Annotated in this window: 13 protein-coding genes; 8 read left to right on the top strand and 5 right to left on the bottom strand. The window is 62.5% G+C overall.

All coding sequences use genetic code 11. The features are described 5' to 3' along the window. Positions 1-9: 9 nt before the first annotated feature. Genes ACMKFF_RS06205 through ACMKFF_RS06195 form a run of 3 tightly spaced genes read right to left on the bottom strand, consistent with a single transcriptional unit; the run spans position 10 to position 3,530 of the window. A complete protein-coding gene (locus ACMKFF_RS06205; RefSeq protein ID WP_349136699.1) occupies positions 10-1,014 on the bottom strand; it encodes an aspartate-semialdehyde dehydrogenase in 1,005 nt (334 codons plus the stop codon). Positions 1,015-1,034: 20 nt separating this feature from the next. Next, a complete protein-coding gene (locus ACMKFF_RS06200) occupies positions 1,035-2,348 on the bottom strand; it encodes an aspartate kinase (RefSeq protein WP_349136700.1) in 1,314 nt (437 codons plus the stop codon). A gap of 15 nt (positions 2,349-2,363) precedes the next feature. After that, positions 2,364-3,530, bottom strand: a complete 1,167-nt coding sequence (locus ACMKFF_RS06195) for a homoserine dehydrogenase (protein WP_367927960.1) — start codon at positions 3,528-3,530, stop codon at positions 2,364-2,366. A gap of 260 nt (positions 3,531-3,790) precedes the next feature. On the opposite strand from ACMKFF_RS06195, the gene dapF reads away from it, so the two are divergent. The 3 genes from dapF (at position 3,791) to ACMKFF_RS06180 (ending at position 5,186) form a co-directional block, all read left to right on the top strand. Continuing rightward, complete coding sequence (gene dapF / locus ACMKFF_RS06190; protein WP_419496396.1) at positions 3,791-4,594, top strand: diaminopimelate epimerase; 804 nt, start codon at positions 3,791-3,793, stop codon at positions 4,592-4,594. Positions 4,595-4,662: 68 nt separating this feature from the next. Continuing rightward, a complete protein-coding gene (locus tag ACMKFF_RS06185) occupies positions 4,663-4,980 on the top strand; it encodes a cobalt transporter (RefSeq protein WP_349136703.1) in 318 nt (105 codons plus the stop codon). Between the two features lie 14 nt (positions 4,981-4,994). Further along, complete coding sequence (locus tag ACMKFF_RS06180) at positions 4,995-5,186, top strand: CooT family nickel-binding protein (RefSeq protein ID WP_349136704.1); 192 nt, start codon at positions 4,995-4,997, stop codon at positions 5,184-5,186. Between the two features lie 79 nt (positions 5,187-5,265). On the opposite strand, the gene ACMKFF_RS06175 is transcribed toward ACMKFF_RS06180, so the two are convergent. Next, positions 5,266-5,742, bottom strand: a complete 477-nt coding sequence (locus tag ACMKFF_RS06175; RefSeq protein WP_418486888.1) for a DUF6512 family protein — start codon at positions 5,740-5,742, stop codon at positions 5,266-5,268. A 191-nt stretch (positions 5,743-5,933) separates the two neighbouring features. Here ACMKFF_RS06175 and ACMKFF_RS06170 point away from each other — a divergent pair, with 191 nt between their 5' ends. Beyond that, positions 5,934-6,362 (top strand): CBS domain-containing protein, encoded by a 429-nt coding sequence (locus ACMKFF_RS06170; protein ID WP_349136706.1) that lies wholly within the window; start codon positions 5,934-5,936, stop codon positions 6,360-6,362. A 306-nt stretch (positions 6,363-6,668) separates the two neighbouring features. On the opposite strand, the gene ACMKFF_RS06165 is transcribed toward ACMKFF_RS06170, so the two are convergent. Then, a complete protein-coding gene (locus tag ACMKFF_RS06165) occupies positions 6,669-8,774 on the bottom strand; it encodes a glutamine synthetase III (protein ID WP_419496395.1) in 2,106 nt (701 codons plus the stop codon). A gap of 293 nt (positions 8,775-9,067) precedes the next feature. Between ACMKFF_RS06165 and ACMKFF_RS06160 the strand changes: the two genes are divergently transcribed. Genes ACMKFF_RS06160 through argF form a run of 4 tightly spaced genes read left to right on the top strand, consistent with a single transcriptional unit; the run spans position 9,068 to position 12,458 of the window. After that, positions 9,068-9,745 (top strand): DUF421 domain-containing protein, encoded by a 678-nt coding sequence (locus ACMKFF_RS06160; RefSeq protein WP_418464044.1) that lies wholly within the window; start codon positions 9,068-9,070, stop codon positions 9,743-9,745. Beyond that, positions 9,742-10,251, top strand: a complete 510-nt coding sequence (locus ACMKFF_RS06155) for a DUF4363 family protein (RefSeq protein WP_419496394.1) — start codon at positions 9,742-9,744, stop codon at positions 10,249-10,251. Before ACMKFF_RS06160 ends, ACMKFF_RS06155 begins: the two co-directional genes overlap by 4 nt. Before the next feature lie 42 nt (positions 10,252-10,293). After that, the gene (locus tag ACMKFF_RS06150; protein ID WP_418487792.1) at positions 10,294-11,457 is read left to right on the top strand and encodes an aminotransferase class III-fold pyridoxal phosphate-dependent enzyme; all 1,164 of its coding nucleotides are present in this window, start codon (positions 10,294-10,296) and stop codon (positions 11,455-11,457) included. Positions 11,458-11,468: 11 nt separating this feature from the next. Further along, positions 11,469-12,458, top strand: coding sequence for an ornithine carbamoyltransferase (argF, locus tag ACMKFF_RS06145; RefSeq protein WP_417325908.1), 990 nt, complete (start codon positions 11,469-11,471; stop codon positions 12,456-12,458). Positions 12,459-12,481 lie beyond the last annotated feature (23 nt).

The following is a 12,481-nucleotide window of genomic DNA, read 5'->3' as shown; positions in this document are numbered from 1 at the left end:
CATTATCGCTTATTTTTCAATCAGAAGCTCCGCAACCTGAATGGTATTCGTCGCAGCGCCCTTGCGGATCTGATCGCCGCAGCACCAGAGCGTCAGGCCGTTGTCGTCAGTCAGGTCCGGACGGATGCGGCCGACATAGACAAGATCCTGATCGGACGTGTCGAGCGGCATGGGATACTCGTGGTTGCCGAGGTCGTCGACCAGACGGCAGCCCGGCGCAGCGGCAATGGCATGGCGTGCCTCGCGGACGGACACAGGCTTGTCAAAGCGCAGTGTGACGGAAATGGAGTGGCTGCGCACGACCGGTACACGGACGCAGGTACACGTTACGCGCAGGTCCGGCAGGTGCATGATCTTGCGGCCCTCGTTCTGCATCTTCATTTCCTCGCTCGTATAGCCCTCGTACTGCTCGCCGCCGATCTGCGGGATGAGGTTATAGGCGATCTGGTGCGAGAAGACCTTCGGCTGCACGGGCTTGCCGGTGCGCAGCGCCTCGACCTCCTCGGCCAGCTCCACGGGGCCGCCCGCGCCTGCGCCGGAAACAGCCTGATACGTCGAGGCGACCATGGAGCGGATCGGACTGATGGCGTTGAGCGCATTCACTGCCGTGACCGTGATGATCGTCGAGCAGTTCGCGCTGGCGATGATGCCGTGGTGCAGCTTCACATCCTCGGGATTGACCTCCGGGATGACAAGCGGCACATCATCGTCCATGCGGTAGGCGGACGAGTTGTCCACAAACACCGCGCCCGCGCGCACGACCTCCGGCGCGTAGAGACGGGCAATATCGCTCTCGGCAGCACCGAGCACGATATCGAGGCCGCGGAAGTTCTCCTCCGACGGCTCCTGGATCATGACGGGGCGGCCGTTCCACTCCACGACCTTGCCCGCGCTGCGGCTGCTGGCAAACAGGCGCAGCTCCGAGATCGGGAACTGACGCTCCGCAAGGATCTTCATCATTTCGCGGCCGACCGCACCGGTCGCGCCGAGAATACCGACTTTATACAATTTCATGGTAATAACCCCCCAGGCGCTTATTTGACAAACGCATTATATAGTACGCGGATCGCATCCGCATAGTCCTTGTTATCGACACCCAGAATGATGGCCTGCTCGTCCGGTCCCTGCGAGATCATGCGGATGTTGATGCCGGCCTTGCCGAGCGCGGCGAAGATCTTGCCGGACGTGCCGACGCGGAAGGCCATCTTGCGGCCGACGACGGCGATGACGGCAATGTGATCGTTGATCTGGATGCTGTCCGGGCGGATCTCGCTGCGCAGCTCGTCGAGCAGGCTGTACTGGTTCGGCGTGAGCGCCTCCGTCGGCATGGCAAGCGAAATGCAGTCGATGCCGCTCGGGGTGTGCGCCACGGGAATGCTGTTGTTCTCAAAGACCTCCAGAATGGCGCGCAGCGTGCCCACGGCGCCGGAAAGGCCCTTTTTCGACACGGTGACGATGGAAAAATCGCACTTTCCCGCAATGCCGGTCACAAAGCGCTCCGGGTTCGGGGCCTCGACAAAGCTCTCCGTGATGAGCGTGCCGGGATGGTCCGGCTCGTTCGTATTGCGGATGTTGAGCGGGATATTCTTCTCGCGCACCGGGAAGATCGTCATTTCATGCAGCACCTGTGCGCCGCTGTAGGAAAGCTGGCGCAGTTCGCTGTAGGTCGCGCGCTCGATGGAGCGCGGATGATCGACGATGCGGGGATCGGCCATCAGAATGCCGGAGACATCCGTCCAGTTTTCGTAGACATCCGCATCCAGCGCCGCCGCGGCCAGCGCGCCCGTGATATCCGAGCCGCCGCGCGTGAGCGTGCGGAGCTTGCCGTCCGGCATCAGGCCATAGAAGCCCGGAATGACGACGCACTTGTCCCTGGCTAGCGCGCGCAGCGCGGCATAGGATTTCTCCTGATCAATGGTGCCGTCATAGTGGAAGAACAGCCACTGCGCGGCGTCCACGAACGTAAAGCCGAGGTAATCGGCCATAAGCAGCGCGGAAAGGTACTCGCCGCGCGAGACGAGCTCATCGCGGGAAATACCCTGCTCCATTTGACTGCGCAGGCGGTCGAGCACGCCCTCGAGATCGACCCGCAGGCCAAGCTCGCGGTGGATGTCGCCGTAGCGCTCGCGGATCATCTGATAAATGCCGTCGCACGACACACCGTACTGCAGGTGCGCATAGCACAGATACAGCAGATCGGTGATCTTATTGTCCCCCGCGCTGCGCTTGCCCGCCGCCGAAACGACCACCACGCGCCGCGAGGGATCAGACCGGATGATATCCCGGATCTTTTGATACTGACCGGCGTCCGCCATGGACGACCCGCCGAATTTTGCAACCTTCAGCATGGCTTTCCCCCATCCTTAACGGAGCGACGCCAGGAAGCCGCCGGTTTCCGTCAGTTTTCTCTCTCTGGCCCAGGCGTGGATCTCCGAGACCGCCACGGGCGTTGTTATTATACCGCAGTCGAGCATTTTGTCAATACGCGTTTGCAGCCAGCGGTCCATGCCGTTGACGCGGACATAATACGGCCGCATGATGCTGCTGTTGTCCACGCGCGCCGGGCGGAGCTTGTCCGTGTAGAAGCGCGTCAGGCCGTTGCGGATATCGAGGCAGTCCTGCATGACGTTGTAGGCCGTTGGGAAGCGCCCCGCGCCCTGCCCATAGAAGCTCTGCTTGCCGATGTGCATGCCCGTGATGGAGATCAGGTTGAAATTCTCCGGGACGGCAGCCTCGTGCATGCCCTGCGGCATCATCGCAGGCTCGAGATAGCAGGCCACATCACCGCTGTCCAGCAGGCGGGCGCTTGCCATCAGCTTGACGACGCGGTGCATCTTCCGCGCCGCGCCGATATCGCAGGCACGGATGCCCGCGATGCCGAACGTTGTGACCTCCGGCTCCTGCACGACGCAGCCAAAAGCGACGTTCGTGGAGATGACAAGCTTGCGCCGCGCATCCGCGCCGTTCAGGTCCTCCGTTGGGTCGACCTCGGCGTAGCCGAGAGCCTGCGCCTGACGCAGGGCATCTTCAAATTTCAGGCCGGACGTCGTCATGGTGTCCAGAATGTAATTCGTCGTTCCGTTCATGATCCCGCTGACACGGAGCACCGGTTCCATATCGAGCGTGCTCTCCAGATTCGTCAGCCAGCGGATGCCGCCGCCGACGGCCGCGGAGCAGCGCAGCGCGACATGATTCTCCCTGGCAAGCTGCACCAGCTCACCATAACGCTCCGACATGAGCTGCTTGTTCGCCGTGACGACGTTCTTGCCCGCACGCAGCGCGGCGCACATATATTCATAGGCAGGCTGACGGCCACCCATGACCTCGATGGCGGTATCCACCGTCGGATCCGAGACGATCCGGCTGAAGTCTGACGTGACCGGGCAGTTCAGCTCCGGGCGGGGCCTGCGGCTGAGCACATAGGCGATCTCCATATCCGTGCGCTCCTGCACGAATTCATAAACGCCGCCGCCCACCGTACCGCAGCCCAGCAGTGCGATGCGCATCGGTCTGTCCTCTCTCCACAACATGAAATCGCTCTCCTTCCGCATCCGGCGTTCAAAAAAAGAAGGCAGGGCGGCCTGCAGCAGCTGCTGCTCCGGCGCCTGCCGCACACAGCCCCGCCGCACGGCGCAGGCAAGCGTGACGTTCTCCAGCCGCTCCGTACGCGGCACAGTACAGTCATGAAACTTCCGGAAAAAGCTCTTGCATTTTTCTGCTTTGCAGTATATCATAGCTTTTGCGAAAACGCAAGAATTTCATTGAAATTCCGATTGAGGGAGGCGGTCTCATGCACTTCTGGAAATATTGCGGCGCCGGAAACGACTTTGTGATCCTCGAGAACTTCGACGGCTCCATCGCGCCGGAGCGCTATGCCGCACTGGCCGCGGCGCTGTGCCGGGAACATTTTTCCGTCGGCGCGGACGGGCTGATGGTGCTCGAGCCGCCCGCGCAGGGCGGCGACTGCCGCATGCGCTTTTATAACCGCGACGGGTCGACTGCCGAGATGTGCGGCAACGGCGCGCGCTGCCTCTGCCGCCACTGCCACGACCGCGGCCTTGCAGCCGGGCCGGTGCAGCGCATCGAAACGCCCGCCGGGCTTGTCACGGGCAGGCGCATCACGGCCGACCGCTACCGCATCCGCCTGAACCGCCCGAGCGTCGTTCGCCTGCACGTTGAGGCGGAGGGCGTGCGCTGCGCCTATCTGGAGCTGGGCGAGCCTGGCATCCCGCACGCCGTTGTGCTGACGGAGCTGGACCGTCCGCGCGCCGAGCTGCGTGAGCTGGCCGCGCGCCTGCGCAGCAGCCCCGCCTTCCCGCGCGGGGCCAACGTCAACCTCTGTGCCGTGACCGGGGAAAACCGGGTCCGCCTGCTGACGTTCGAACGCGGCGTCGAGGACTTCACGCTCGCCTGCGGCACCGGAACGGGCGCAACCGTCGCGGCGCTGGCCCGGCTCGGCCTTGTCAGCGGCGGCGGGACGCAGGTGCAGACGGACGGCGGCCTGCTCAGCGTCGATCTGGACGGCGAAGACATCGATCTCACCGGCCCGGCCGAGCTGACCTTCACCGGCGATCTTCCCGAGCTTCCCGCCTGAACCCCATTTGACAACGCCGCCCATACGCGGTATAATAAGATCAATCATTATAAAAGGAGCGATCCACCATGAACGAGATCTTCCGTTTCCATCACGAGGATGGCGAGCATACGCATCCGCACGAGCACGGCCATTCCCACAGCCACGAGGGCTGTGACCCGCACGACTGTGCCGCCTGCGGCTCCTGTGACCCTATGCAGGAGACCGTTGCCCTGCTGCAGTATATGGTCAACCACAACGCCGCCCATGCCAACGAGCTGGCGCAGCTTGGCCGGAAGCTCACGGAGCTTGGCAACCGCGAGGCCGGTGAGCAGGTGCTTGCCGCCGTTTCCGAGTTTGAAAAGGGCAATCTGCGCCTGTCCGCCGTGCTCGCTTCTCTGAAATAAAGGAGGAACCGCATATGTGCCTGTCCACAGTCTACAAAAACACCGTCACGCCCGAGACCGTCGCCATGAAGAACGTCATGAAGATCGAGTGCCAGGGCGATATGGTCATCCTGACCGACCTGATGGAGCGCCAGATGGCCATCCATGGCGAGCTGGTGATGGCGAACCTCGTCGAGGGCGTCGCCGTCGTGCGCGAGGCCGCCTGATCGATCATTTTCGCGCAGAAACATTCAAAAATCGCTTCGGCCTATTTCCGACCGAAGCGATTTTTTTTCGGCGCGCCCCTCAGGGCCGAAAGATCCCGAGCGGCGGGGCCGCGAACGTGAACAGGACGAGCGCCGCGCCATAGAGCATGACGGCCAGCAGCGAAACGCCCGTCAGCCTGCGCGCAGGCCCGCTGCGGCTGAGCCGCGCGGCAAGCAGGAAGCCGCCCGCCATGGTCAGGACATACAGCGTCAGGTCGACGGCAAGCCCCTGCACGCCGAGCGCGCGCAGGCCGTAATAGAGCGCCAGCAGGAAGACCGGCTGCAGCACGATGGCCGGGAAAAAGCCTGCCCAGACGGCAATGCGCCGCGGCCCGCGCGCCAGCACGAGCGCCGCGGCAAGCATGGGCCAGTACAGCAGCTTCAGGTGCTCCCAGACGCTCTCGTTCACCGGTGAAATGAGGGCGAACAGCGGATTCGGCAGCGCCTGCCACAGGAAATGCAGCCCCGCGCCCGCCAGGATCGCGCCGAGCGCCGTCAGGAGCCAATGTCGTTTCATTTCATCCCCTCCCCTGCCAGTCTATGCCGCGTTCCTTGTGATTCTGCACAAAATATTGTCCTGTTTTTCTACTTCGTTTTTGCGACATTCACGTTTTCTTAACAGAAATCGCCGGGTAAATATGATATAATGAGGATGTCAAGACGCGTGCGCCTGCGCGCGGAAAACTGTTTCAAAGAAGGAGATGCCTTTTGAATCTGCTGTTCTTTCTGACCCCGAAGGCGACCTGCTGCTATCTCTATGCCGACTACACGCTCCGGCAGGCCATGGAGCGCATGGAGCACTCCGGCTACTCGGCCCTGCCGATCCTGACCCGTGAGGGTACTTATTGCGGCACGCTGACCGAGGGCGACCTGCTCTGGGCAACGAAGAAGCTCTGCTGTATGGACTTCCGCGATACGGAGGAGCACAGCATCATGGAGATCGCCCACCGGCGCGACAATCTGCCGGTCTCCGTCTCCACGGATATGCAGGACCTGCTCGTAAAGGCAACGGATCAGAACTTTGTCCCCGTCGTGGACGACAAGGGGGACTTTATCGGGATCGTCACCCGCCGCGCCATCATGCGCTATTTTCTGGAGCAGATGCGCGTTCCCGTCGGCGCAGCCGCGGAAAATTGAATTCCATAATAAAACCATAACAAAAACGTCCTGCACGGCTGCGCCGTGCAGGACGTTTTTCTTGTCAGGCCGTCGAGAATTCCGTCCAGCCGAAGGTTTCGGAGGGAAGGATCGTGTGAAAGGAAACCGTCAAGGTTTCCTTTCGCGTCAAATAACCCGCCGCAGCGGCAGAATTGCAAAATCATGCTGCAAAATTTGATTTTGCAATTCTGGAAGCAGCTTGGCAGAAAAGTCCGAAGGAACTTTTGGGCCAAGCTGCTGCACGGCGCAGCCGTGCAGGACTTGTTTATTCTATCTATTACACTATTACACCTCGAACATGAGGTCGCCGTAGGTCGGCACCGGCCAGATATCCTTGTCCACGATCAGTTCCAGCTGGTCGATCGGCGCACGCAGGTCCTGCATGGCGGGCATGATCATATCGTGGCAGAACACCGCCATATCATGCACATTGTCCATGCGGCCGAGCTGCTCGACCAGTCCCTCGAGATGATGCTCGGCGGAGGCGGCCTTCGTCAGCAGCTCGCTCGTCTGGCACAGCAGCGTCTCCTGCACGCCGGTCGGCGCGGCCGGGCAGGCCGTGTGGACCTTGCAGACGGAGTCGGCCAGCCGCGTGCAGTTGCGGACGACGGCGGGGATATAGTGCTTGCCCGCCATGTGCAGCATGGTGCGCGCCTCGATGGAGATGACCTTCGTGTAGGTCTCATACATGATCTCACTGCGGGACTCCAGCTCCGCGCGGGTGAACACGCCGAACTTGCCAAACAGCTGCACGGCCTTGTCCGTCGTCAGGCTGGGCACGGAGGAGACCATGCTCGGCAGATTCGGCAGGCCGCGGCGCGCTGCCTCGGCGATCCACTCGGCGCTGTAGCCGTTGCCGTTGAAGATGACGCGGCTGTGCTTGCGCAGGTTCTCGGCGATGACGCGGTTGGCGTCCGCCGTAAAGTCCGTGCTGCCCTCCAGCTCGTCTGCCGCCTCGCAGAAGGCCTCGGCGACGATGGTATTGAGCACGGTGTTCGCCGTGGCGATGCAGTCGGACGAGCCGACCATGCGGAATTCAAACTTGTTGCCGGTAAAGGCAAACGGCGAGGTACGGTTGCGGTCCGTGGCATCCTTATTGAGGACGGGCAGCGTCGAAACGCCGGTATCGAGCTGGCCGCCCGCGATGCAGCCCGCGGCCGTGCCGTTCTTCACGATCTGCTCCACAACATCCTCGAGCTGATTGCCGAGGAAGATGGAGACAATGGCGGGAGGCGCCTCGTTCGCGCCGAGGCGATGGTCATTGCCGACGCAGGCTGTGGACATGCGCAGGAGGTCCGCATGGCGGTCGACGGCCTTGATGATGCACGAGAGCACCAGCAGGAACTGCAGATTGTCGTTCGGCGTCTTGCCGGGGTCGAGCAGGTTCTCGCCGAGGTCGCTCGTGATGGACCAGTTGTTATGCTTGCCGGAGCCGTTGACACCGGCGAAGGGCTTCTCGTGCAGCAGGCACACAAGACCGTGCTGCGTGGCAACGCGCTTCATCGTCTCCATCATGAGCTGGTTCTGGTCGACGGCGACGTTGCAGGTGCAATAGATCGGCGCGCACTCGTGCTGGGCCGGGGCGACCTCGTTGTGCTGAGTCGTCGCAGTGATGCCCATCTTCCAGAGCTCCTTGTTCAGATCCTTCATGAACGCGCCGACGCGCTCCCGGATGACGCCGAAATACTGATCGTCCAGCTCCTGCCCCTTGGGCGCGGGCGCGCCGAACAGGGTGCGGCCGGTATAGATGAGGTCGCGGCGCTTGAGATACTTTTCACGGTCTACAATAAAGTACTCCTGCTCCGCGCCGACGGACGGAATGACGCGCTCGGCCTGCGTGTTGCCGAACAGGTGCAGGATGCGCACGGCCTGCTGGCTCAGCGCCTGCATGGAGCGCAGCAGCGGGGTCTTGTTATCGAGCGCCTCGCCGGAATAGGCCACAAAGACCGTCGGGATGCACAGGATCGTACCGCAGGCCATTTCCTTCACGAAGGCCGGGGACGTCATGTCCCAGGCCGTATAGCCGCGGGCATAATGTGTGGAGCGCAGACCGCCGGAGGGGAAGGAGGACGCATCCGGCTCGCCCATGATGAGCTGCTTGCCCGTCAGGTTCAGGATCTCCTTGCCGTTCTCGTCCGGCGCGGAGAGAAACGAATCGTGCTTCTCCGCCGTGACGCCCGTGAGCGGCTGGAACCAGTGGGTGTAGTGCGTGGCGCCCTTCTCAATGGCCCATTCCATCATGGCCTTGGCCACGACATCCGCCGAGGCCATGGAGATCTGACCGCCGTGCTCGACCACGCTCATGACCTCCGCATAGACCTTCTTCGGCAGACGCTCCTGCATGACGGCTCTGCTGAATACATTTTCCCCAAAATATTCGGATACCTTCATTGGAATTCCTCCCTGTCTGATTCTTGCCGCAGCCTGTAGCCGCTCACAAATTACCGTCTCAGTGTAACGAAATCCGGCCGGAATTGCAAGTGTTTTTGCAGCGGCGGGCACGATTTCAGAGGCGTGCCCAAACGCAGCAGTTATTTGCAGTCAAGATTTGGACATTTTCCCATGAATTTTATCAATTTCTCCAGTGGATTTTTCAATATAAACTTTTTCGCATGCAGGAGCGGCGGAATTTTCCTGCATAAATTGCATTCTGCTCTCCATACTACCGGCAGGAGTGTGAAGCCATGCTGATCTCTTTTCTCCGCACCGTCGTACTATATCTGCTGCTCATCGTGACCGTCCGCCTGATGGGCAAGCGGCAGATCGGCGAGATGGAGCCTGCGGAATTCGTTGTGACCATGCTGCTGGCCAATTTGGCAGCCATCCCCATGCAGGACAGCGCCATTCCCCTGCTGTCCGGCCTCGTGCCGATCCTCGTCATCCTCGGGCTGGAGCTCATCCTCGCCGCCGTTTCGCTGCAGTCCATCCGGATGCGCCGTCTGCTGTGCGGCAAGCCCGTCATTCTCATGCAGAACGGGAAAATTCTCGAACGGAATCTGCAGCGCACACGCGTGAACCTCGACGAGCTGACCATGCACCTGCGGGAGAAGGGCATTTTCGACCTCAGCACCGTGAAATTCGCCATTCTGGAGACGAATGGCCAGCTCTCGACCCTGCTGTATGCCAAAGAGCAGCCCGCTTCGGCGCGCGACGCGGGCATCCGCGTGCGGGAGACGGAGCTGCCCGTCACGATCATATCTGCCGGGCGCATTCTGGCGGAAAATCTGCATCTGGCAGGGCGGGACGGCGGCTGGCTTGAGGCAGAGCTGAAGCGGCGGAGCCTCACAGCGGAGCAGGTGCTCCTGCTGACGGTCGATGCCGCGGGGACGGTCTATCTTGTGCGGAAGGAGGACCTGGCATGAAGCTGTGCTGGCTTGGCTGCGGTATTCTGGCCGCGCTGCTGGCGCTGTCGCTTCTGTGCGGCATGCTCACGCAGCGCAGCACACGGGACGCCGCCGCCGCACTCGAGCAGGCCCTCGAGGCGCTGGACCGGGACGAGACGGCACAGGCCGTGGAGGCCGGCACACAGGCCCGGCAGCACTGGCAGCGCCATCGCCGCTTTCTCTGCGCCGTGCTGAGCCACGACGAGCTCGACGGCATTGAGCAGGGCTTTGCGGAGCTGCAGGCCTATTCCGCCGTGGGCGACGCAGCGGAGCTGCGCAGCCGCTGCGAGGTCCTACTGCTGCAGCTGCAGCACATCGCGCAGCTAGACGCGCCGTATGCCGAGAACTTTCTCACCTGCCCGGCGGCCAAAATTGCAAAACGGTGCCACAAAATTCGTTTTGCAATTTTGCCCCCGCATGGGAAAAAGCCCAAAGGGACTTTTTCCCATGCGGGGGTTGACCAATATGCATACAAGGCTGTATAATAGACGCAGGACGGACCCGAGCGGTCCGACGGGAGGCTAATTATGCTTACGCAAACACTCGATCAGCAATATCTTGCCCACACCTATAACCGTTTTCCGCTGGAGATCGTCGGCGGCAAGGGCTCGCTCCTCCGCGGCGCGGACGGGCGGGAGTACATCGACCTCGGCAGCGGCATCGGCGTGAATATCTTCGGCATGGACGACGACGAATGGCGCGATGCCGTTACGGCGCAGCTCGGCCGCTTCCAGCATGTCTCCAATCTCTACTACTCCGAACCGGCCGCGAAGCTCGCACAGATGCTCTGCGAGCGAACCGGCCTGAAGCGGGTCTTTTTCTCGAACTCCGGCGCGGAATCCAACGAATGCGCCATCAAGGCCGCCCGCAAATGGGCCGCCGAACACAAGGGCCCGGAATACTGCAGCATCATCACCCTGCGCGGCAGCTTCCACGGCCGCACGCTCGGCACGCTGGCCGCGACGGGGCAGGATGTGTTCCACCGCGACTATCAGCCGCTGCCCGGCGGCTTCCTCTACGCGCAGCCCGGCGAATGCGAAGCCCTCGAGCGCCTTGCCGCAGAGCACCCCTGCGCCGCGATCCTCTTTGAGGCCGTGCAGGGCGAGGGCGGCGTGCGCCCCATCGGGCAGGAATTCGCCTCCTGCCTGCAGGAGGTCTGCCGCAAGCATGACCTGCTGCTCATGGCAGACGAGGTCCAGCTCGGCAACGGCCGCAGCGGCAGCCTCTACGGCTATATGAACTACGGTCTGCAGCCCGACGTCGTCTCCACGGCAAAGGGCATCGGCGGCGGTCTGCCCCTCGGCGTGACCATGTTCGGCGAGCGCGTGGCAGACGTCTTCCACCCCGGCGACCACGGCACGACGTTCGGCGGCAACCCCGTCTGCTGCGCAGGCGCAGTGAACATCCTCAGCCGCATCGACGACAGGCTGCTCGAAGGCGTGCGCGAGCGCTCGGACTATCTCCGCCGCACGCTGCAGGCCGCGCCCGGCATCCGCAGCGTCACCGGTATGGGCCTGATGCTCGGTCTGGAGATCGATATCCCCGCCCGCGAATTTGCGGAGCGCGCACTGCGCGAAGGCGTGCTCGTCACGACCGCCAAGCAGAAGATCCGTCTTCTGCCCGCGCTGAATATCCCCATGGAGCTGTTGAAAACTGCCGCCCAGGCACTGGTGCACTGCGCGGCTGAATAAGGAGGTACCCCATGAATCTAAACGGTAAAAGCTTTCTGACCCTGCTGGACTTCACCCCCGACGAGATCACCGGTCTGCTCGACCTCGCCGCCGCCCTGAAGGCCAAAAAGAAGGCCGGCGTCCCGCACGACACGCTCCGCGGGAAGAACATCGCGCTGATCTTTGAGAAGACCTCGACCCGCACGCGCTGCTCCTTTGAGGTGGCCGCGCACGACCTCGGCATGCACGTTACTTATCTCGACCCGACCGGCTCCCAGATCGGCAAAAAGGAATCCATTGCCGACACGGCCCGCGTGCTCGGCCGCCTGTATGACGGCATCGAATACCGCGGCTTCGGCCAGAGCATCGTGGAAGAGCTGGCAAAATACGCCGGCGTCCCCGTCTGGAACGGCCTGACGAACGAATTCCACCCCACGCAGATCCTGGCGGATATGCTGACGATCCGCGAGCACTTCGGCAGCCTGAAGGGCCGCAAGCTCGTGTTCCTCGGCGACTGCCGCTACAACATGGCAAACTCCCTGATGATCGGCTGTGCCAAGCTCGGCATGCACTTCGTGGCCAGCGGCCCGGAGGGCTACTTCCCCGATCCCGCGCTCATCGCCCGCTGCGAGGCCATTGCCGCCGAGACCGGCGCAACGCTGGCCTTTGAGACGGACCCGGCAAAAGCCGTCGCCGGTGCGGACGTGCTCTACACCGACGTCTGGGTCTCCATGGGCGAGCCGATGGAAGCCTGGGCCGAGCGTCTGGAGAAGATGCTCCCCTATCAGGTCAATCAGAAGCTCATGGACGCCGCCGGAGAAAAGGCCGTGTTCATGCACTGCCTGCCCGCGTTCCACGACCTCAACACCGGCATCGGCCGCCAGATCGGCGAGCAGTTCCATCTTGAGGCGCTGGAGGTGACGGACGAGGTCTTCGAGGGCCCGCGCTCCATCGTCTTCGACGAGGCCGAGAACCGCATGCACACCATCAAGGCCGTCCTCGCTGCCACGCTGGCTAACTAAACAGTCTGGCGGAAAAGCCCCCG

The organism is Faecousia sp. (assembly GCF_048519415.1).
Lineage (GTDB): Bacteria > Bacillota > Clostridia > Oscillospirales > Oscillospiraceae > JAZOXB01.
This window is presented reverse-complemented; position numbering and strand designations above follow the sequence as displayed.